We start from the raw sequence: 22413 nt of genomic DNA, 5'->3' as shown, positions 1-22413 counted from the left end.
AAAATCTGTAATGAGCATTTACGCGACCGTTAAAAAATCAATAGCCTTTACTTTATTAAGTTTTGTTTCCGTTCAGTTGCTTGCACAGCAAACCAAGTTGCAACCTTATCAGCCTAATGCTGCTGAAGTAGCAGCTGCTTACCAGTTATCGTTAAGAATGGATACTACATTACGTAATATTCCAACCAACAATGAAATTACCCCCTTCTGGAAAAAAGATGGTACTGCATTCTGGTATAAGAAGAATCTTCCTGATAGAACATGGGAATATTATTATGTAGATGCGGCAACAGGTAAGCGCCAGGTTGCATTTGATCATAATAAACTGGTACAAAATATAGAAAAGCTTACCGGTAAAAAACAGAACCCGCTAAAAATTCAGCTTGGAGAGCTATATTTTGCCGACCAGGGTACTGCAAAACTAAAAATAGCCGATAAATGGTATGAGTTAAACCTGAGCAATAATAATTTAACCAATACCACCGATAGTAATATTTATCGGTACAATGCCAGGCGGCCTTTACAACAACGCAGATCGCGCTGGCAGGGAAACCGAGAAATCAAAAAATCGCCTGATGGCAAAAGCGAAATCCTGATCCGTGGTGGCAATCTGTTTGTAATTGATCTGGCTACAAAGGCAGAAACCCAATTAAGTACTGATGGTAGTGCCGATAAACCTTATGGTGAATTTGCCTGGTCGCCTGATAGCAAAAACATAGTTGCCTATAAAATCGATCCGAAAGAAATTAAAAATGTATATTATGTTTTAAGTTCTGTTCCGGGTACCACACGTGGTGAGTTAAAAACGAGAGAATATGCACAGCCTGGTGATGACTTTACTGCTTATCAGCCCTATGTTTTTAACGTAGCGAAGAAAACGGCCATCAAGGTTGATGCAGACCCGATTGATTTCTTTGGTGCTCCAGAACTGCATTGGCGCAATAATAACAGCAGATATTATACTTATGAGAAAGTAGATCGTGGCCACCAGCGTTTCAGGGTAATCGAAGTAGATGTTTTAACAGGAAAAACCAGAAACATCATCGATGAAAAGACCAAGACCTTCATTTATGAAAGTCGCATTTATACCAGATACCTGCCCAAAACAAATGAAATATTGTGGACAAGCGAGCAGGATGGCTGGCAACATCTTTATCTGGTAAATGCCTTAACCGGAAAGCAGCAGTTAATTACAAAAGGAAATTATGTGGTTAGGGACATTGATAGTGTAGATATTGTAAAACGTCAGGTATGGTTCAGGGCAAATGGCATGCATGCTGGTGAAGATCCTTACTTTATCCATTACTACAGAATCGGGTTTGATGGTAAAGGACTGGTAAACCTCACACCAGAAAAAGGCAACCATAGCCTCAGCTTCTCGCCTGATCGAAAATATTATATTGATACTTACTCTCAGGTAAATGTACCACCGGTTAGCGAATTAAGGCTTACTGAAAGCACCAAAAAGGTAAGTGAAATAGAACATGGAAAAACAGATGCCTATTTAGCTACAGGGGTTAAACTGCCAGAAGTATTCGTTGCCAAAGGAAGAGATGGCAAAACCGATATATGGGGAATTGTTTGCTTCCCTTCAAAAATGGATCCTAACAAAACATACCCTGTTATCGAAAATATTTATGCAGGTCCTCACGATAGTTTTGTGCCAAAAAGTTTCTTGCCGGCCAGTGAAATGCAGAGCATAGCCGAATTAGGTTTTATCGTGGTGCAGATTGACGGAATGGGTACGGCCAACCGCTCTAAAGCTTTTCATGATGTATGCTGGAAAAACATAGCCGACTCCGGATTTCCTGACCGGATATTATGGATGAAGGCCATGGCGCTTAAGTATCCAAATGCGGATATTTCTAAAGTAGGGATTTATGGTACTTCGGCGGGTGGACAAAGCTCTACTGGTGCACTGTTGTCACATCCTGAGTTTTATAAAGCTGCAGTTTCAGCCTGTGGCTGTCACGATAACCGTATTGATAAACAATGGTGGAACGAACAATGGATGGGCTATCCGGTAGGGCCGCATTATGGCGAACAATCTAATATTACCAACGCGGCTAAATTACAGGGGGATCTATTTTTAATTGTGGGTGAAGCAGATGAAAATGTACCACCAGAATCGACCTATAGACTGGCCGATGCACTGATTAAAGCAAATAAAAATTTTGATATTTTGAGCATTCCAGGCATGGGACACAGCGATGGAGGTGTTTATGGACGTAGACGTAAGCGTGATTTCTTTGTAAAACATTTACTCAATGCCGAAGCGCCAAATCCGAATATTTCAAAGTAGGGTTGGTTTGTTGGTCATTGGTTTGTTGGTTCATTAGTCATTAGTCATTAGTCATTGGTTCACTGGTCATTGGTTAAATAGCAACTGCAAATTGTAAACTGATAACTGCAAACTGAAATAAGCATTTTATTGGAAGGAAAAGATAAAAATGGAAAATTAATAAAGTTTTACCCGAAAACTTTATTAATTTTCCATCTTAACAATCAATCCTAATATGTTGTCCAAAATGAAAATATCTTGTCTGTTTTTATTTTTACTGTTATCCAGTGCATTTGCGGCTAATGCCTCAATAGATTTCTATCAGATCAAAATTTACCACCTCAAAACCGATGCCCAGGAAAAGACAGTAGACGATTATTTGCAAAAGGCATATTTGCCTGCATTACATCGCAATGGAATAGCGAAGGTGGGTGTGTTTAAGCCAATAGTAAGCGATCAGACCGGAGTTACCGAAAAACTCATTTATGTATTTATTCCACTAAAATCGCTTAATGGAATTTTGGAACTGGATAAAAAACTGTCAAAAGACAAACAATATGCTGTTGATGGTAAAGCCTATCTCGATGCGATTTACACCGATGCTCCTTTTGAGCGTCTGGAATCTATTGTATTAAAAGCTTTTGAAGATGCACCTCATTTTATGCTGCCCAATCTAAAATCGCCAATGAAAGAACGGGTTTATGAATTAAGAAGCTACGAAGCACCCACGGAGAAATATTTTCAGAACAAAGTGCAAATGTTTAACAAAGGCGACGAGATTGGTTTATTTAAAAGGTTAAATTTTAATGCGGTATTTTATGGGGAAGTAATTGCCGGAAGCCGCATGCCTAACCTCATGTATTTAACCACTTTTGAAAACAAAGCCGATAGAGATGCACACTGGAAAGCCTTCTCAGCAGATGATTATTGGAAAAAACTATCGGCTATGCCAGAGTATCAGCATAATGTTTCTAAAAACGATACCAAATTTGTTTATCCAACAGACTATTCTGATTTATAAAAAAGGCAAAAGCTTAAAGACTAAAGCTGAATGGTAAAGTAAATGCCATGTAAATCTGTGTTTCCGCGGCAAACAATGCTACCTGTAAAGATCCTGAAACGATTCTAAATGGTTGATACATTATAGGATTGAATCTTTATCTCAATTTCTTTAGCACGGTCGTCACCCTGAATTTATTTCAGGGTCTTTCATGTTGAAATGATTACGGACGAATTGAGTATTACGATTGCTTAAATTGAACAAGAAAATCTTAAATTTTTAACTCCATGTTTCCGTGGCAAAACAATGCTACCTGTAAAGATCCTGAAACAAGTTCAGGAGGACGATTGCATTGTGATGATTGCATGGGCTTTGGCTTGAAATCTTAGCTTTCTTCACTCCGTGCAATACTGTGTTTCCGTGGCAAAACATGCTAACTGTAAAGAGCCTGAAACAAGTTCAGGAGGGCGATTGCATGAAGACAATTGCAGAAACAGAACCGTAAACTCTCAGTTTTATTCACTCCGTGCAATGCTGTGTTTCTGTGGCAAAAAATGATGCAATTGGAAAGATTCTGAAAGAAGTTGTCACTTCGAGCTTCCTATAAATATTCGATCGTCATTCGGCCTGAGCAGCGCGGAGTGAAGAGATTTCAATAAATCATCCTTCAGGATGACGATTTCGGGGGGGTGGAATGTATGGATTGAACCATACCTCGGCAAATTGTATCTTTACACCCGCAAACCGATTTTTAGCTACTGGTTTGCCTTTTTAATGATGAAATTTATCAAAGCATTTGGTTTTACCCTGCAATGCGTGCTGTTTTTTAGCAGCATCGAAGCACAGGTAAAGGATCAAACGGCTATTCCGGAACATTATGTACTTAAAACATACGGTATTAATGACGGTCTCCCCTCTAAAAATACCACTGTTGCACTAAAAGATAAAAGAGGTTTTGTCTGGATCGGTACAGAAAACGGACTCTGTAAATTTGATGGTTATTCTTTCAAAATTTATGTAAACATCGCTGGAGATAGCACTTCTTTAACCAATAACTACGTCAATGCAATGGTAGAGGATAGCCATGGCGTGTTTTGGGTGGGTACCATGAACGGCTTAAACAGGTTCGATCCCGTTACCGAGAAATTTGAACGTTTTTACCATAAAGAAAACAGTAAAACGTCCCTCAGTAATAACAAGATCTGGTCTCTGCTGATCGATAAAACAAACAAATTATGGGTAGGTACCGATGATGGGTTTAATCTTTACAACAGCAAATCAAAAACATTTAAGGTTTATCAGCCCGATCCCAAAAACGCTTATGCCATTAAAGGAAAATCGGTGAATGCCATTGCCGAAGACGCCTCTGGCAATTTATGGCTCGGCAACTGGAGCAATGGGCTGAATAAGTTCGATCAAAAAACAAAGCGGTTTACCAATTATATGCAAAAGGAAATCGCTGATCAAAAAAATCCAAATGACATCTGGACGCTTTGCATCGACAATGAGGGCATGATCTGGATCGGGTGTTATTGGAAAGGCGATCTGTTCCGTTTTGATCCTGAAAAGGAGATGTTTACCACTTACAATAGCGGTAATACAGGTAATGCTGCTGTGTTTAACGTTTTGAGTTTAAGTGCCGGAAAAGTACTGGTAGGCGGAAGTGCAGGAATATTTTGGGTAAATACGAAACTCAATAAATGGGATAAAATAGATAAACTCGAATTTTTTGCCAATGGAAGCTTTTACCGCGATAAAACCGGCATGATCTGGCTATGTGGTAAAAATGGTCTTAGTAAAATTGATTTTAACCAGTACAAGTTTAATTTCACCTCACTTCCTTTCGGACAGGCAGACATCAAATCAATCATTAGCAATGAGGGCAATTTTTGGCTGGGTAGCAACAAAGGCCTATATAAATATAACCCGGATAACCGCTCCATTACCAGACTTTCTCACAATAACAACTTAAACAGTTTATCCAGTAACGATATTATTAAGCTGTCTGTTGACTTGAAAGGTGATTTATGGGTAATGAGCGAGAACGGGTTTGACCGTTATAACGAAAAAGAGAACAAGTTTCTACATCACCACCATCGTTCTGCACTGGGTATCTTTTTCAATGAAGATGTTTTTAGGGATCTGATAGAAGTAAACGATGGCGAATATTATTTAGCTACGGATGCCGGCTTAAAAATCTATAACGATAAAACCAAAGCTTATACGCATTACTATAACGATCCCAAAAATTTAAGCTCATTGAGTAACAACCATTTAAACTGCCTTTTAAAAGATGCGCAGGGGAATATCTGGATAGGAACCTACGGCAGTGGCTTAAGCCGTTTTAACCCTAAAACCAAAAAGTTTACGAATTACAGGATTGATAATTCAAAAAAAGGCGGCATTAGCAATAATATTGTAATTCGTCTTTATCAGGATTCGCATCAAAATATTTGGATCTGCACCCGGGATGGATTGAATAAATATGTAGCCAAAACAAATACTTTCGAGGTATATTCAAAACAAAATGGTTTTGCCAGCAATGTTTTTACCGACCTGGTAGAAGATAACAATGGCAAATTATGGGTAACTACCGAGCAAGGTATTTCGCTTTTCGATCCAGTATCCAAAACGGTTAAAAATTATGATGAAAAGGACGGCGTTTACGCCAACGAGGCCATTTGCAAAAATGCTAAAGGAGAAATTTATGTGGCAGGTAACAAAGGCATCGTTTATTTTAACCCACAACAACTCAAATATAATAAAGAAGCGCCTGCGGTTTACTTTTCTGATTTTTCGATTTTTAACAAACTGATTCTCCCTGGCGATGATTCCCCTTTAAAATCGCCTGTTTACATGACGAAAAGTATTACCCTGCCTTACGATCAGAGTGTGCTTTCTTTCGGTTTTGTGGCCCTGAACTATACACTGTCAGAAAAAAATCAATATGCTTATTTTCTGGAAGGTTTTGATAAAAAATGGAATTATAGCGGTAGTGAACATAAAGTAACCTATACCAACTTAAATCCCGGTAAATATACCTTAAGGATCAGGGCATCAAACAATGATGGCATTTGGAATATGAACGGAAATTCGCTCCAGATCATCATTACGCCACCTTGGTACCGCACCTGGTGGGCTTTTTGTTTATATGGTTTGGCTTTCTTTGGTATGGTGTACGCTTATCTTAAATATCGCGAGCACCAATCTGATTTAAAATTTCAGATTAAACTGGCCCACATAGAAAGCGAAAAAGAAAAGGAGCTGAGCGAGAAGAAACTATCTTTCTTTACCAATGTATCGCACGAGTTCCGCACACCGCTTACCTTAATTATCAATCCGGTTAAAGAACTTTTGTACAAAAATGACAATAACGTTGATACTACCGATTTAAATATTGTATACCGGAATGCCAAGCGGCTGTTAAGTTTGGTTGATCAGCTATTGTTGTTTAGGAAGGCAGATACTTATGGCGAAAAGTTAAAGGTAGCACCGATAAATCTGGTAAATCTGTGTAAAGAGGTATTTCTTTGTTTTATACACCAGGCCCGGTCAAAAAATATAACGCTTGAGTTTAGCTGTACCGATGAGATGATTGCTTTTTATGCTGACCGCGAAAAAATGGAAATCGTGTTCTTTAACCTGCTTTCAAATGCAATAAAATTTACGCCAGAAGGCGGGACGGTGAAGATGATGGTAGATAACAGCAAGGAAAATGTAATCATTAGTGTTGAAGATTCCGGCTGTGGTATTGTAGAAGTAGCCGGAGAAAAACTGTACGAGAAGTTTTATCAGGATCCCGGTAATAAATCAGCCAAAGGCGGTTTTGGTATAGGTTTATACCTGGCTAAAACTTTTGTTGAAATGCATGGAGGCACCATAAACTACACCAGCGCTGAAAATAAGGGAACTACCTTTAATATTGCTTTATTACGTGGTTTAAGTCATTTTAAAAATGCTGTTATATTGGAGGAGGCGTTAGTGGATACCGAATCTTCGTTGTTCAAAGAATTGATAGAGGATGAGATCAGTGCCAACAAAGTTGTAGAGGCTGCCGAGGGGCAGGTAATCGAAAACCAGCTCACCATTGATTCAAAAAGCATGCTTATTATTGATGATAATCTGGAGATCAGAGAGTACCTTAAACAGGTTTTTAAAATGGATTACCATCTTTATGAAGCCAGTAATGGAGAAAAAGGTTATGAAATGACGAAAGAGCTGTTACCTGATATTGTGATTTGCGATGTAATGATGGACGGCATGACGGGCATAGAACTTTGCAGCAAAATAAAAGAAGATGTTTCCATTTCTCATATCCCGATTATTTTACTTACGGCCATTTCTGCACCGGAAGTTAAACTTAAAGGCATAGAAGGTGGGGCCGACGATTACATCAGTAAACCTTTTGATAAGGATTTTTTAAAAGCAAGGGTGGCCAGTATATTAAAAAGTAAAAACGCACTGCAAAAGTACTTTTATAATGAAATTACACTCAACTCCAACCATATTAAAATCTCTGCAGAATATAAGGAGTTTTTAGATAACTGTATCCGCATTGTAGAAGAGCACCTTACCGATCCTGATTTTAATATCGATACCTTATCAGCCTTATTGGGGATGTCGAGATCTAATTTATACCGTAAAATTAAATCCATTTCAGGTCAGTCTGCCAATGGCTTTATCCGTTTCATCAGGTTAAGGAAAGCGGCCGAAATTTTTATCAATACTGATAAAACCATTCAGGAAACTTCATACCTGGTAGGCATTACCGATCCCAAATATTTTAGAGAGCAGTTTTATAAATTGTTTAATATAAATCCATCACAGTACATTAAAAAATTCAGGAAGCCATTTTCTAATCATATCCAGGTAAACACAACAGGTAAAAAAAGCAAACCATAACTATATTTACTCCCTGTTTCTAAAAACATGCCTTAAAACCTCATTTAAGCTCATTTTCGGTCTGTTTACCCCTTAAATTTGGATTGTTTGTACCCTTTTTATGTGGTTTGTTAGCACTACTTTAGCCCCTTATAAAGCAGTTCTATCACTATAAAATCTGATAACAACATCCTGTTTATCTAAGTATAGATCTGATCTGCTAACCAAATATTAATGTGCAAACCAAATGAGAAAAAAAAATCTGAAGGAATTTTCGCCTTTAAAATGCTTTAAAATTAAAGCACTGGCTTTTCTATTTATCTTATCAATTAGTTTACCTGTAGCCGCCTCTTCCTTTGCTATATCGGCAGAAAAAATGAAACTGGCACGCGAGATTGTGGTAACGGGTACTGTTACAAGTGACGGAGTGCCATTTCCGGGAGTAGCAGTTAAGATTAAGGGAACTGAAAAAACAGTTCAAACCGATGCAAAAGGTAAATATAGCATTAGTGTAGCATCCACAACTGATGTATTGGTTTTTTCTTACGTGGGTTACACCAGTCAGGAACAAACCGTTGGCGATAGAACAACCATTAATGTTCAGCTGAGTACCGATACGAAAACATTGAACGAATTAGTGGTGGTGGGTTACGGAACCCAGAAGAAAGCAACCCTTACCGGATCAATATCGCAGGTAAAAGGAGCCGACCTGGTGAAAAGTCCGCAACCCAACTTATCCAATTCGTTAGCTGGCCGTTTTTCCGGCGTAGTGATCAACAACAGAAGTGGCGAACCTGGTTATGACGGTTCAAACATCACCATCAGGGGCCTGGCTACCACAGGGAGTAATAATGTATTAATCGTTGTAGATGGAATCCCCGGACAGATTGGTGGACTGGAACGTTTAGATCCTAATGATATTGAAAGTGTTTCGGTACTAAAAGATGCCTCTGCAGCTATTTATGGTAACAGAGCGGCCAACGGTGTTATTTTAGTAACCACCAAAAAAGGTAAAACCGGCAAACCAACTATTAATTATAGTTTTAACCAGGGTTTTAGCTCACCAACAAGGTTACCCAAAATGGCAGATGCCGCTACTTATGCGCAGATCATGAACGAAATCAATTTTGATTCTAATCCTTCAGGCGGACTTAATCAGTCTTACACGGCAGATCAGATCGAAAAATTCCGTAACGGCTCCGATCCTTTGTTGTACCCTAATACCGATTGGATCGACCAAACATTGAAAAAAACAGCTTTACAGAGCCAGCACAGCCTTTCTGTTAATGGCGGTAGCGAAGATGTTAAATACTATGTTTCATTAGGTACAATTAACCAGAATGGGATTTATAAAAACGGTGCAACCAAGTACAACCAATATAATTTCCGCACAAATGTAGATGCTAACGTATCCAAATACCTAAAATTGGGTTTATCGGTATCGGGCAGACAAGAAAACCGTGTGTTTCCTCAGGTTGGAGCCGGCGATATTTTTAGGTCTATTTACAGGGCAAAACCAATTGTAGCCGCATATTATCCAAACGGTTTACCAACAACTGGTATAGAAAATTCCAATCCTGCGGTACAGGTTACTGATATCGGTGGAACCAGTAAATCACCTACACAGGTTTTAAATGGTATTTTAAGAGCTACTTTTATTATTCCAGGTGTAGAAGGACTTTCTGTTGATGGTTTTTTCTCGGCTGATAAATCGAATGTATTTACCAAAAGTTTCAATAAACCCTATCTGTTATACCAATACGATGCTACATCTCAAACTTATAATAGTGTAATTACGGGTGGCAATAACCAAAGAGCTACCCTGACTGAAAGCCAGAAAAACGAGTCGTTGCTTACTTCAAACATCAAGCTGAATTATGCACGTCGTTTTAACCTTCACGATATTAATGCATTTGTAGGTTATGAGCAAAGCGAAAACCATTTAGAATATTTCGATGCACAACGTTTTAACTTTCTGTCTACCAATTTGCCCGAACTTTCACAAGGGGGTGCTGCCGCTACCGATTATCTAAACTCTGGTTATAGCACCAACTATAACCGCAAGAGTGTAATTAGCCGTTTAGCCTATAGTTATGATGATAAATACCTCTTTGAAGGCCAGTTGCGTGTTGATGGATCATCCATTTTTCCTCAAGGCAAGCAATATGGTTATTTCCCTTCTGCATCTGTGGGATGGGTAATGTCAAAAGAAAATTGGTTCAGCGATAACGTTAAGTTTGTAGACAATTTAAAAATCCGTGCCTCATACGGTGCCTTAGGTAATGATAACGTAAATGGTTTCCAGTATTTTGATAATTATGTATTGGTTGGAAACGGCTTTGTGGCTAGAGATGCAAGTAATACACTAACCATACAGCCTGGTGTAAACCTGGTTAAACTGGCAAATCCAAACATTACCTGGGAGGTAGCCAAAAAGCTTGATATTGGTATTAATGCCACGGTGTTTAAGAACTTTAGTATTGAGGCCATTTATTTCCAGCAAAAAAGATCTGATATCTTAACTACCCGTAATGCATCAGTACCAGGTTCTTCAGGTATCGTAAATCCATTTGATGATAAAAGCGTGAACTATACGCCATTAGTACCTTCAGAAAATATCGGAAAAGTGAATAATGCTGGTTTTGAAGCAACTTTAGGTTATAACCATAACGGCGAAAGTTTCAGATGGAATGCATCAGGTAACTTCACTTATGCTAAAAGTAAAGTGATTTTTATTGATGAAGCCAGCGGAACATTAGATTATCAGCGCCAGACCGGAAGACCGTTAAATGCCGGCCTGCTTTACAATGCCATCGGTATATTCAGAACACAGCAGGAGTTAGATGCTTATCCGCATGTTAGCGGGGCCAAAGTTGGTGATCTTAAATACCTGGATTACAATAATGATGGTAAAATTACTGCCGATGACCAAACCAGAACGCCATATAGCAACATCCCTCAAATTACTTACGGATTTACACTTGGTGCTTCTTATAAAAACTTTGATTTATCAGTGGTATTAGCCGGACAAACCCAGGTAAGTCAGTACGTTTTGCCAGAAGCGGGTAGTGTAGGTAACTTTTACAGCAGTTGGGCCGATAACAGGTTTGGTGCCGCAAACCCGAACGGAACCTATCCAAGGGTAACCGACCGTGCATCTAATGCCATCAGCGGTGGGCAGTTTAATAATACCTTTTGGTTAAATGATGCCTCATTCTTAAGGCTTAAAAACGTAGAGCTTGCCTATAACATCAAAGCCAGTTTCTTAGATCGCATCAACGTTTCTGGAGTAAGGGTTTATGCCAGTGCCTTTAACTTATTCACCATTTCTAAAGTGAAAGATTACGATCCGGAGGGAACCAGCGGTAGCGGCCAGTTTTATCCACAGCAACGCATTATTAACCTTGGCGCCAACATTAAATTTTAATCATCATGACAAACAAATCACTATATATAACACTTTTAGGCCTATCCCTTGTTTCAGGGGCTATGGTGGGCTGCAAAAAAGATTTTTTAAATGTAGAACCAACAGATCGGATTTCTACAACTGCTATAGAAACAGATACGGCTGTTCTAGAAGCCTATGTAACCAATCGTTATATCGGCACCAGATTACAGGATAAAGAAGCTGACGGATCGGCTCCGGGTTTTGGCAGAGGTTTTGAATATAGCATGTGGAGTTCTTTTACCGATGAATCTGTTTACAATAATGATGATGCGACCTGGTTGATCCAGAGAGGGCAGCTGGCACCTGAAAATTTAGGAAGCGCCGGCGTATATTGGGGAAGAAGTTATCGCGGTATCAGAGAATGTAATTACGCGCTATCAGTACTGTCCAAAATTTCAATGAGTGCAACACATAAAAAACAATTGATAGCTGAGATTAAATTCATCAGAGCGTTTCGTTATCAGGATTTGATCCGTAATTATGGCGGCATTGTTCTAATGGGCGATAAAGTAACCAATCTCACTGATAATTTGCAAGATCCGGCATTGTTTCAACGTGCTTCGATTAAAGAATCTATAGATTATGTGGCCGCTCAACTCGATCAGGCTGCTGCAGATTTACCTTTAGATAATAGCGGCAGCTGGTTAATTGGTAGAGCTACTAAAGGTGCGGCATTGGCACTTAAGTCGCGTTTACTGTTGTATGCTGCAAGTCCGTTGTATAATGCAGGTACCTGGCAGGCAGCTGTTACGGCAGCCCAGGCGGTGATCTCTTTAAATAAATATGGAATATATACCGGGGGATACGCAAACTTGTTTTTAACTGACCAGAGTAATGAAGTTATTTTTGCAAGGTTGTTTACCAAAAATGCCAACCATACCCATTTGGAAATTGCAAACGGGCCTAATGGTTATGGCGGTTGGGGCGGAAATTTACCAATGCAGAACCTGGTAGATGATTACGAAATGGCCAACGGTAAACCGATAACCGATCCCACCTCTGGTTATGATAGCAACGAACCGTATAAAGGTCGTGATCCACGTTTTGCAGCTACCATTTTGTATAATGGCGCAGCCTACCGTGAGCGTAACGTAGAAACCTTTGTACCGGGAGGAAGAGACAGTAAAGATGGAAATGACAACTGGAATACCAGTAAAACCGGATATTACCTTAAAAAATTCATGAATGATGCCTATCCATTACAAAATCCATGGGGCAATGCAGGTTTTCAACCATGGATTTATTTTAGATATGCAGAAATTTTGCTTAACTATGCTGAAGCTGCAAATGAAGCTTATGGACCTGATGCTGTTCCTTCGGGATCTACCATGTCTGCAAGAGATGCTGTAAACATGGTGAGGGCCAGGCCAGGCGTTAATATGCCTGCATTGGCAATCGGACTTACACAGACACAAATGCGCGATGCGGTACGCTATGAGCGTAGGGTAGAACTTGCTTTCGAAGAACATCGTTTTTATGATGTAAGGAGGTGGAAAATTGCTGATGTAACCGAAAACAAACCTGCCGGCGGCGTGACGATTACCAAAACAAATAACGGTTTTACTTATACGCCTAAAGTTGCGTTAGACGGACGCAAGTTCGAAACCAAACACTATTGGTTACCAATACCAAGAGCCGAAATTTTAGCATCAGGTGGTAAATTGCAGCAAAACCCAGGTTACTAATAAATAGAAATTAATTGTTTACATGTTAAAGTCATCCTCCAATCTAAACCGTTTTTTTATCTGTCTGGCCTTATTTTTATATGGTAGCGTAACGCTTGCACAAGAAACGCCTCTAAAAATAGAAATAGATCCTGCCATCACATTCCAAACCATAGAGGGTTTTGGCGCTTCTGATGCATGGACTTGTCAGTTCGCAGGTTTATGGCCCGCAGAAAAAAAGGATAGGATGGCCGATTTGCTTTTTAGCACCCAAACTACAAAAGTGGGGCAACCACTTGGTATTGGGCTTAACATGTGGCGTTTCAGTATTGGAGGCGGTAGTGCCGCCCAAGGTAAGGCAAGCGATATTGGCGACGAATGGCGTCGTCAATACGCTTTTCTGCAGCCTGATGGTACTTATGACTGGAACGCAATGCCCGGTCAAACCTGGTTTTTAAAAGCAGCCCAAAATCGTGGCGTAAAGCAGTTTATCGGCTTCGTAAACAGTCCGCACGTACTATTTACCAAAAATGGCAAAGCCTATTCTACAGATGGAAACTGCAACCTGGATTTTGATAAACTTCCGCAGTTTGCCGATTACCTGGTTAGAACCATTAAAGGAATAGAGAAAACAACCGGAATAGAACTCAACTACCTTAGCCCTGCAAACGAGCCGCAATGGAAATGGAATGAACATAATCAGGAAGGCTGTCCGTACAACAATACCGAACTTGCTCAACTTTACCGGGGTGTTAATGATGCATTGGTTAAGAATCAGATGAAAACCAAAATACAGATAGGAGAGGCCGGTCAGCTTGATTATTTATATAATAACGGAAATAGTGCGAAGGGAAACCAGGTACAGCAGTTCTTTAATCCGGCATCTCCCAATTATGTTGGCAACTTTTCAAATATAGATCAATCCATTTCTGCTCACAGTTATTTTACCACCAGTCCGGAAGAAAAGTTTATTGGTGTCCGTAGGAAAACAGCCGAAGCCGTAGCTCAAATAAAAGGGTTAAGGTATTGGATGTCTGAATATTGCGTACTTGGTGATGAGGTGCTTAAAGGCGAAAAACGTGATCTGGGTATGGTTACAGCACTTTTTATCGCCAGGCTGATCCACCATGACCTTGTGATATCTAACGCAACCTCATGGCAATGGTGGTTGGGCGTATCCACCGGCGATTATAAGGATGGTTTGGTTTATATCGATAAAAATAAAACAGATGGACAGGTTTATGATAGTAAACTGCTGTGGGCCCTGGGTAACTATAGCCGTTTTATTAGCCCTGGAAGTAAGCGGCTTCAGGTTAAAACCCTGGGGGCAGATTTGCCTCAGGTTAATGTATCATCCTATCAGCAAAATAAAAAGATCGTAACCGTAGTGGTTAACCCTACAGAAAACGATCTTGAACTGAACATGGAGGTAAAGGGAAGTAAGCAAAGTGCTGTACAAACCTATGTTACATCAGATCAATACAATTTGTCGCCCTATAAACAATATCAGGATACCAAACAGGTGCGTATTCCTGCTAAGTCTGTTACCACTGTAATCAGTAATTAACCTGATTAATTTGAAATTATAACGTTACTCATTTCATAAATCCATAACATTTGGTTTGTGCTGTAAAGCATTTTATAAAATGATATGGGAAAACTATGCTTTTGATTTTTTAAATAATACCTTTTTTGATGAAACCTACCTTAAAACACCTATGGATTAAAGTAATTTTAATTACTTGTTTTGCCAGCTTTGGTGCATTTGCGCAAAGTAAGCATACTTTTAAACTGGCAGACTCGGTTTTTCTGCTTGATAACAAACCCTTTCAGATTATTTCGGGAGAAATGCATTATCCCCGGATACCGAGAGAAGCCTGGCGCGATAGAATGAAAATGGCCAAAGCCATGGGCTTAAATACCATTGGTACTTATGTATTCTGGAACGTACACGAGCCGCAGAAAGATCATTTTGATTTTTCTGGGAATAATGATATTACCGAATTTGTTCGTATTGCAAAAGAAGAAGGTTTATGGGTATTGCTTCGCCCGAGTCCGTATGTATGTGCCGAATGGGAATTTGGCGGTTATCCGTATTGGTTGCAGAACATTAAAGGTTTACAGGTAAGGAGCAAAGAAGCACAATATTTAAAAGAGTACAAGGAATATATTACCGAAATTGGTAAACGTTTAGCGCCTTTGCAGGTTAACCATGGGGGCAACATCTTAATGGTGCAGGTAGAAAACGAATATGGTTCTTATGGAAACGATAAAGAATACCTGAAAATTAATGAGCAGCTGTTTAAAGATGCCGGTTTTGATGGTGTACTTTCCACCTGCGATCCGGTTCCTGCGTTAGAAGGCGGACACCTGGCTGGTTTACTTCCGGGCGTTAACGGGATCGATAATCCTGATCAGATCAGGGCACTGATCAACAAGTATAACAAAGGCAAAGGCCCTTATTTTGTGCCAGAATGGTATCCGGCCTGGTTCGATTGGTGGGGCACCAAACACCATGAGGTAGATCCAGAAACATATGCCAATAAATTAGATACTGCGCTTAAAGGAGGCATTTCCATCAATATGTATATGTTTCATGGTGGTACAACCCGGGGTTTTATGAATGGCGCAAACTATAACGATTCAACTGCTTACGAACCGCAGATCAGCAGTTATGATTACGACGCGCCTTTAGATGAAGCGGGCAATGCGACACCAAAATTTATGCTTTTCCGCGAAGTAATCAAAAGGAATTTGCCGGCGAACCGGGTACTTCCCGAAGTGCCAGCGGCTAAACCTGCTGCGGCATTGCCAGCCATTAAATTTACCAAATCTACCGATATCTTTAACCTGATCGGTAAACAAAAGTTAAGTGAACAACCATTAACTTTCGAAGCACTTAACCAACCCTATGGTTTTGTGCTGTACAGCAGTACCATAAAAGGTGGACGTAAAGGCGTAATCAAAATTAACGAACTGCGCGATTATGGCCTGGTATACATCAATAAAAAACTGGTTGGTGTTTTAGACAGGAGGCTTTATCAGGATAGTTTGGCCGTTAATCTTCCTGCCGGTAATGTACAATTGGATATTTTGGTTGAAAACCTGGGAAGGATCAACTTTGGTCCTTACCTGCTTAAAAACAATAAGGGGATTACCAAAAATGTAACTTTTAATGGTAAGGAGATTAAATCGTGGAAAATGTATCCTTTACCTTTTGATAAAATAGACGCCCAAAAAATACAAGCTAAAGTAAGCAGCCCATCGGCAGCGGCCCTTAAATCAGCCAGCTTTAATTTAACCAAAGTTGCCGATACGTATCTGGATATGCGCCAGTGGGGCAAAGGACTGGTTTGGGTTAACGGACATAACTTAGGTAAATATTGGGGCATTGGTCCGCAACAAACCATTTACCTGCCAGCAGAGTGGCTGAAAAAAGGGAAAAATGAGATTGTGGTTTTTGAATTGCTTAAACCAAAGCAAAATACTTTAACCAGCCTGGATAAGCCTGTTTTAAATGAGTTGAAAAGTAAATAATAGTCAGATTTTTTAAAGATTACAAAAGCCATTACGTTTAAATGAAAGCGTAATGGCTTTTTTAGTTTAATCTTGAATGTTAAGCTGGATTTGAATTAATATCACCTCTCATAGCTTAAATCGGCGTTTTATCAGGATCCGTCACCCTGAACCGAGCCTTAGCGAGCTCACCGATGGTAATTTATTTCAGATTCTCACTGCGTTTAGAATGGCGGTTAATATTTTTTGGCGCTGACCATTAAGGCTTGTTCCTGAGTCTGCTCAATGTTTCCAGCCTCATACCCACAAAGGAAGCGATATACTTTAATGGAATACGGTTAATGAGGTGCGGATAAGAAACCAGGAACCTTTGGTAGCGTTTTAACGCCGTCGGAAGCCTGCAGATATACGCCCTTTCAGAGGCGCCCTGAAAATAAATCTGCGTCATCTTTCTGCCCACATAATTTGCGATGGGGAAATTTTCATAAAGCATTTTCGACATTTCATGCGGAATGGCAATCGCAAATACCGGATCTATCGTTTCAATATATTCATCAGAGGCTTCATTCTCCCATAAATTTCTGATGGTTCCTGCCAGTTCGTTTTCAGCAGCAATCCAGGTGGTAATTTTTTTATTTCCCATTTTAAGGTAGCCGTGCACTGCTCCTTGTAAAATCAGAAAAATGTAACGGTTGCGTTTTAGTGGTGATGCAATATGTTTGTTTTTGGCAAAATGCACAGGAAATGTATCGCGGTTAATAATGTCTTCCATCTCTGGAGTAAGCGGATGGTAAGAACTAAAGACAGAAATAATTGGTGAAAAACCCCCAAGTGTAGCCCATTTATCTTCACCATAAATATTTTCAATATTCATTAAAAATCAAGTATGTATTAAAGAGTGAAAATAAGTAAGGAAATAAAAAAATCAATAACATTATTTACAACAAATAGGAATTTCAATCATAAATGCACACAGCGCTAAAAAATATGAAGGTTACTTATTCTTAAATTATGATGTTTGTACAAGGTTTTTAAGTAGAAAGAAAGATATTTTTTATCAAACCTTGTTCATTTGGGGTTAAATATTTTCGAACAGTGATTTTTCTTTGTCCTTGTTCAACCAAATGATTTCTAAATATTTAACCCTGTTTTGTGATGTCAGTGTTAACTTTCTGTTAAATATTTTGCATTTACCTTTTGCAAGATTGAATTTAATTCCTAACTTCGCAGCCTCGAAAGGGAGAAAATGATTCCGTAGCTCAGCTGGTAGAGCATTACACTTTTAATGTAGTGGTCCTGGGTTCGAATCCCAGCGGGATCACAGAGAATAGTATCAAAACTACGTAAAAGCTTGCAAATCAAATGATTGCAAGCTTTTTTGTTTTAGTGGAAAAACTAGAATACTCACCGATTCTCATGCCTGAAACGTGTGTCAATCGAATTCATTCCGGAAACTCATTGCCCCCACAATCACCCCTGTTTGCCTGGGTAGACAATAGATGCCTTGTTACCGAACTTATATTTTATGCTCCTTTTCCTTGAAAATACATTGAACATCAGGCTCATGAAGGGAATAAATTTTGTGCCCGTCACTCTTTTTCTGGGCTAGAAACCCTCTTAAACAGCTCTATCTCTGTGAGGTATGTTGAATCTGCCGGAAGCTTTCTTCAGTTCCCGCACGAGCCTGCCCAACAGTCTTCATTTTCTTATCCGCTTTGCGTGCATTGCCTTTGTTTTCGGATGGTTACGGAAACGTTGATCAAGGCCCAGCTTTTTTAAAATGAATGTGTAGCGCTGCCGCTACCAAGCTTTAGCGATGGAACAACATTTGGAATGATCTTTCTATGTCATTATAATTATGAAAAGACAACATTACAATACTTACTTTCTGATTTTATTAACAAGGGTCGTATATTTTTCTCAAAAATGTCGATTAAATCATCATCTAAGTGTAACACCTCGATAGCATCATTTACATACCTTTCTAAGGTAAACTCCGTTCCTATTAAGTTATTCACCTTTTGTATCTTCCTTCTAAAATGGAACCAACATGGCATATTATGATAGTTCAAAGTGGAAATCTCTTGTGTATACTGTGGGATTTCGTAAAAGGGAGACTGATGATATTTTAGTATATCGCCTGATAATATATAATGGTCTCCTATACCATTTATTTTCTCATCTCCAACAACCATTAATATATTATTATGGACAAAGCTATTTATCCCCCATAAACCAGATCGGTATCCCCTATTTGGAGTTGACAACATATTTGCCTCAATATCTGCAAATTGGAAAAACAAAGATTCTTCAATGTAAACCTGGTCACAATCGATTTTGCAAATCGTTCCACCAATCTTTTTACATATATCCATTCCAAAATTATAGTAAGCTGCAAGAGAATTATTTATGTCGAAATCTCCTATTTTGTAAATACTGTGTAAAGCCGGGTAAACATGATAGGGATATCTTTCAACAATGATATTGTTCCTTCCTTTACAATACTTTTCAATTAGCTGCAAAGATGAATCTGTTATATCAGAATAGATAATCACAATGTCGGTAAAAACATTTTCAATTGACATGAGGCAAGCAATGATTGTTGATTCTTCATTCCAGCAACGAAGAAGTGCAGTTCTTCTCATAGTCTACAAATTTTCCTGAATGTTAATCCTGGAAATGATCTGATCACCATGATCAAGGGACTTTACTCGATATTCTTCAAAATGATCAGGATTTCCAGAATTGGCACTCGTTTTGTATGTTTCAAAAGAATCTCCCCAATTGTAAATCAGTGTTGATTTTCCATCAATGTCAATAAAGATATCATCTCTTTCAAGTAGCGGGCGAAGCCATTTTAGATGCTGGTCAGTAGTAGTTGTTGAAAATCCAGTAAGCTTGATGAATTCTGCCTTAACAAATATGGAAGGCTCAAAAGTATTTTGAGCCTTTTCAAGCCCATCAGAACTCCTAAAGTAAGAAAAGGCAGGCTTGTACGCTGTTTTCCCTCCTTTCAAGAGGCCTCCTATTCCTTCCGTTAAATGATCTTCCAAAAACAGATCGTCGTCGTCCCAAAACGTTATAACATCTGTATCTTTTGGAATATGTTTGATAGCATCATTATAAATAGCACCAAGGCTTGAATATGGTAGGTTAGTTATAGAATCAATATGACAATTTATTAACGATACTTGGGTTCTATCTACATTAATATCTAATTCCTGTGTAATAGGTGAATTCTGATAAATTACAAGATGTTTGTTTTCGTAGTCTTGGTCCAGAAATAAGGAAAGACTTCTTTCAGAACAACGATGACGACCACAAGTCGCCATAATAGCAGTGATTTTTAGAGAGTTGTACATAATTATTTAGATAGTTTTTTTGAAATATTATTTTGCCAATATATTTATTAGTGATTAATAATACATACTTATCTTAGAACTGGTTAATTAAATGTATGTTAAAGTTAAAATATGGCAAATCTTAATGGTCTATTGTTAATACATTGCAATAATTAATTATAACTTATTGTAAAGTTTTATTAATATGCTCTCAAAAAAACTTCAGAACCAAGACAATAGCCCTTTTGCCACCGGCAGAACATTCTTAAAAATTTTAGGGGTATCAGTTCCTGACGACACACTTAAAAAAAGTCTAGAAAACCATCCCGACTTTCCAAGTCTATTCAGCCTTAAAGATGTGTTGTTAAGTTATGGGGTAAAATCTGCTGCTGTCCAGATAGAGGGATTCAATCTTTCGGATTTTCAAACTCCTTTTATATGTGCCATAAAAAAAAACGAATGGGAATCAACAGGTTTCACCTTAATTAAGAGTATTGACAATGAAATCGTCACATTTTACAATACGGTAAAATTAAACTGGGAGGATGTTGCACTTAACATTTTCAAAGAATGGCACACAGGTATTGTATTGCTAGCTGAAAAGAGCGAGTCAAGCAATGATAAAATAAAGGGAAGAAAAGGAGTATATGAAATAATCCAAAAAGAACTTGTAAAAAAATCATGGTTACTATTTCTTGCTCCAATTTTATTTACACTGTTCTACAGTTTAGAGCACTCTAATTCTTCCCTTTCTTGGTATGGAACCACATCATTGATTTTGAACACGTGCGGTCTAGCATTGTCTGTTTTACTGCTTTGGCATGAGATTGATAGTCATAATCCTTTTTTAAAACGCCTTTGTTCAAATGGTCAAAAAAATGATTGTGGCTCGGTGTTGGAGTCAAAAGGCGCGAAAGTATTTGGTATTAGTTGGTCTGCTATCGGATTTAGTTACTTTTTAACCAATACTTTATCTCACATTTTCTTTGGATTATCACAGGGTCATTATTTAATTATTTGGGCGTCAACATCCATTATTATCTCCCCATTCATAGCATATTCATTGATATATCAATGGAGAGTGGTAAGACAATGGTGTGTGTTTTGTTTAGGTGTTCAAGGTATACTATTAACTCTTTTAATTTCAGGCATTTGCTACATAAAAATGGTAAATGATCCGTTTAAAAACATCAATTACTACACGGTCTTCGTCCAAGCAACTTTTTTTACATTGTTGATTATAGCAACTGTTTCATTTTTATCTATTATTAAAAAGGCAAAAGAAAGTGAGCAATATCGGTCGAAGTGGCAACGCTTGAAATCCAATCCAGAAATCTTCAAAGCTCTGTTAGAAAGACAGCAAAAAGTTACAGTTTCAACGGATGGTGTAGGAGTTGTTATAGGGAATCAAAATGCACTCCATGAGATAATAATGGTAAGCAATCCATATTGTGCTCCTTGTTCTATAGCGCATAAAGAGATTTGCGATATTTTGAGTAAGAACGACAACATGAGATTAAGGATAATTTTTTCGCTCTCCCTTGATGAAAAGGATTTTCGTTCCCCGCCAGTTAGACACATCTTGGCTATTGATATCCTTGGCGACAAGGAAATAACAAAAAAGGCAATTGATGATTGGTACTCAGTAGTTTATGAAGACCTTAATGCTTTTAAAAAAGCATATCCACTAAGAACAGATCATGTAATGCTAGAAGAGAGAATAAAAACGATGTACAACTGGTGCAATATGATGAACGTACGTCAGACTCCTACTATATACTTTGATGGCTTTTTATTACCAGATAATTATGCAATAAGTGAATTAGTAAATTTCGTCTAAGAATCAATTACTAAAAATATCTTGAACAAGGTTTAGCGATACCATAATTGCTCGCTGATGTGATCTAGCGGTAAACGATCATTTTAATATAAATAAATTAACAATGAAAAAAATTAGCTTAAAAGACTTAGTTCGATCGGAAATTGAACCACTTTCCCGTGAACAGCTAAAAAATGTTATGGGCGGCATGATCAGTGCCGTTACCACAACCACAGCAAGGCCTGCTGCAACAACAGCAACGGGAGGAGATGATTGTTCCTATCGTTGTAATTGTCAGAACGGAACTTCTGTAAATATTGATTGTAAGGGAATGACTACCGCACAAATTATTGCTCTTTGTGTGCGGATGTGTGGTGTTCCAGACTAACTGAATGAAACGAGTGTAAGTTATTTTTAGTTTACACTCGTATGTCTAATGATACATTTCGAAGTAATTTAAATA

Annotated in this window: 12 protein-coding genes, 1 tRNA gene and 1 pseudogene; 10 read left to right on the top strand and 4 right to left on the bottom strand. The window is 38.5% G+C overall.

What is annotated here, in order from left to right:
• Positions 1–10 precede the first annotated feature (10 nt).
• The 7 genes from DV942_RS04300 (at position 11) to DV942_RS04270 (ending at position 16811) form a co-directional block, all read left to right on the top strand.
• Positions 11–2302, top strand: a complete 2292-nt coding sequence (locus DV942_RS04300; RefSeq protein ID WP_145855570.1) for a S9 family peptidase — start codon at positions 11–13, stop codon at positions 2300–2302.
• A 226-nt stretch (positions 2303–2528) separates the two neighbouring features.
• The gene (locus tag DV942_RS04295) at positions 2529–3302 is read left to right on the top strand and encodes an NIPSNAP family protein (RefSeq protein WP_222431163.1); all 774 of its coding nucleotides are present in this window, start codon (positions 2529–2531) and stop codon (positions 3300–3302) included.
• Positions 3303–3953: 651 nt separating this feature from the next.
• Positions 3954–8183: a hybrid sensor histidine kinase/response regulator transcription factor gene (locus DV942_RS04290; RefSeq protein WP_145855566.1), complete on the top strand. Its 4230-nt coding sequence runs from the start codon at positions 3954–3956 to the stop codon at positions 8181–8183.
• Positions 8184–8409: 226 nt separating this feature from the next.
• Positions 8410–11589 (top strand): SusC/RagA family TonB-linked outer membrane protein, encoded by a 3180-nt coding sequence (locus DV942_RS04285; RefSeq protein WP_145855564.1) that lies wholly within the window; start codon positions 8410–8412, stop codon positions 11587–11589.
• A 5-nt stretch (positions 11590–11594) separates the two neighbouring features.
• On the top strand, positions 11595–13295 hold the full coding sequence (locus DV942_RS04280; protein WP_145855562.1) for a RagB/SusD family nutrient uptake outer membrane protein: 1701 nt from the start codon (positions 11595–11597) through the stop codon (positions 13293–13295).
• 22 nt (positions 13296–13317) lie between these two features.
• Positions 13318–14841: a glycoside hydrolase gene (locus DV942_RS04275; protein ID WP_145855560.1), complete on the top strand. Its 1524-nt coding sequence runs from the start codon at positions 13318–13320 to the stop codon at positions 14839–14841.
• A gap of 128 nt (positions 14842–14969) precedes the next feature.
• Entirely contained in the window at positions 14970–16811 is a 1842-nt protein-coding gene (locus DV942_RS04270; protein WP_145855559.1) for a glycoside hydrolase family 35 protein, read from the top strand.
• Positions 16812–17049: 238 nt separating this feature from the next.
• Here DV942_RS04270 and DV942_RS04265 read toward each other — a convergent pair whose 3' ends face one another.
• Entirely contained in the window at positions 17050–17664 is a 615-nt protein-coding gene (locus DV942_RS04265) for a Crp/Fnr family transcriptional regulator (protein WP_090986982.1), read from the bottom strand.
• 374 nt (positions 17665–18038) lie between these two features.
• On the opposite strand from DV942_RS04265, the gene DV942_RS04260 reads away from it, so the two are divergent.
• Positions 18039–18111 (top strand) — tRNA-Lys (locus DV942_RS04260).
• 114 nt (positions 18112–18225) lie between these two features.
• Here the strand turns inward: DV942_RS04260 and DV942_RS24130 are convergent.
• From DV942_RS24130 to DV942_RS04250, 3 genes and pseudogenes are all read right to left on the bottom strand, one after another.
• A pseudogene (locus tag DV942_RS24130) lies at positions 18226–18590 on the bottom strand (IS5/IS1182 family transposase); the annotation flags it as partial.
• Between the two features lie 56 nt (positions 18591–18646).
• Positions 18647–19435, bottom strand: coding sequence for a hypothetical protein (locus DV942_RS04255; RefSeq protein ID WP_145855557.1), 789 nt, complete (start codon positions 19433–19435; stop codon positions 18647–18649).
• 3 nt (positions 19436–19438) lie between these two features.
• Positions 19439–20152, bottom strand: coding sequence for a hypothetical protein (locus DV942_RS04250; RefSeq protein ID WP_145855554.1), 714 nt, complete (start codon positions 20150–20152; stop codon positions 19439–19441).
• A gap of 184 nt (positions 20153–20336) precedes the next feature.
• Here DV942_RS04250 and DV942_RS04245 point away from each other — a divergent pair, with 184 nt between their 5' ends.
• Together DV942_RS04245 and DV942_RS04240 are read left to right on the top strand one after the other, a co-directional pair.
• Positions 20337–21971 (top strand): vitamin K epoxide reductase family protein, encoded by a 1635-nt coding sequence (locus DV942_RS04245; protein ID WP_145855551.1) that lies wholly within the window; start codon positions 20337–20339, stop codon positions 21969–21971.
• Between the two features lie 103 nt (positions 21972–22074).
• Positions 22075–22338: a hypothetical protein gene (locus DV942_RS04240; protein WP_145855549.1), complete on the top strand. Its 264-nt coding sequence runs from the start codon at positions 22075–22077 to the stop codon at positions 22336–22338.
• Positions 22339–22413: the final 75 nt, after the last annotated feature.

The sequence above is a fragment of the Pedobacter suwonensis genome, from assembly GCF_007833675.1.
In the GTDB taxonomy this organism is placed as follows: Bacteria; Bacteroidota; Bacteroidia; order Sphingobacteriales; family Sphingobacteriaceae; genus Pedobacter; species Pedobacter suwonensis.
The sequence above is the reverse complement of the archived record's forward strand: the minus strand, read 5'-3'. Positions and strand labels throughout refer to the sequence as shown.

Excerpts from the sequence above, each read along its gene's own strand:
- DV942_RS04280 (WP_145855562.1), top strand. The coding sequence starts at position 11,595 with ATGACAAACAAATCACTATATATAACACTTTTAGGCCTATCCCTTGTT.
- DV942_RS04250 (WP_145855554.1), bottom strand. The coding sequence starts at position 20,152 with ATGTACAACTCTCTAAAAATCACTGCTATTATGGCGACTTGTGGTCGT.
- DV942_RS04245 (WP_145855551.1), top strand. The coding sequence starts at position 20,337 with ATGCTCTCAAAAAAACTTCAGAACCAAGACAATAGCCCTTTTGCCACC.
- DV942_RS04265 (WP_090986982.1), bottom strand. The coding sequence starts at position 17,664 with ATGAATATTGAAAATATTTATGGTGAAGATAAATGGGCTACACTTGGG.
- DV942_RS04295 (WP_222431163.1), top strand. The coding sequence starts at position 2,529 with ATGAAAATATCTTGTCTGTTTTTATTTTTACTGTTATCCAGTGCATTT.
- DV942_RS04270 (WP_145855559.1), top strand. The coding sequence starts at position 14,970 with ATGAAACCTACCTTAAAACACCTATGGATTAAAGTAATTTTAATTACT.
- DV942_RS04300 (WP_145855570.1), top strand. The coding sequence starts at position 11 with ATGAGCATTTACGCGACCGTTAAAAAATCAATAGCCTTTACTTTATTA.
- DV942_RS04255 (WP_145855557.1), bottom strand. The coding sequence starts at position 19,435 with ATGAGAAGAACTGCACTTCTTCGTTGCTGGAATGAAGAATCAACAATC.
- DV942_RS04275 (WP_145855560.1), top strand. The coding sequence starts at position 13,318 with ATGTTAAAGTCATCCTCCAATCTAAACCGTTTTTTTATCTGTCTGGCC.
- DV942_RS04290 (WP_145855566.1), top strand. The coding sequence starts at position 3,954 with ATGACGATTTCGGGGGGGTGGAATGTATGGATTGAACCATACCTCGGC.
- DV942_RS04285 (WP_145855564.1), top strand. The coding sequence starts at position 8,410 with ATGAGAAAAAAAAATCTGAAGGAATTTTCGCCTTTAAAATGCTTTAAA.
- DV942_RS04240 (WP_145855549.1), top strand. The coding sequence starts at position 22,075 with ATGAAAAAAATTAGCTTAAAAGACTTAGTTCGATCGGAAATTGAACCA.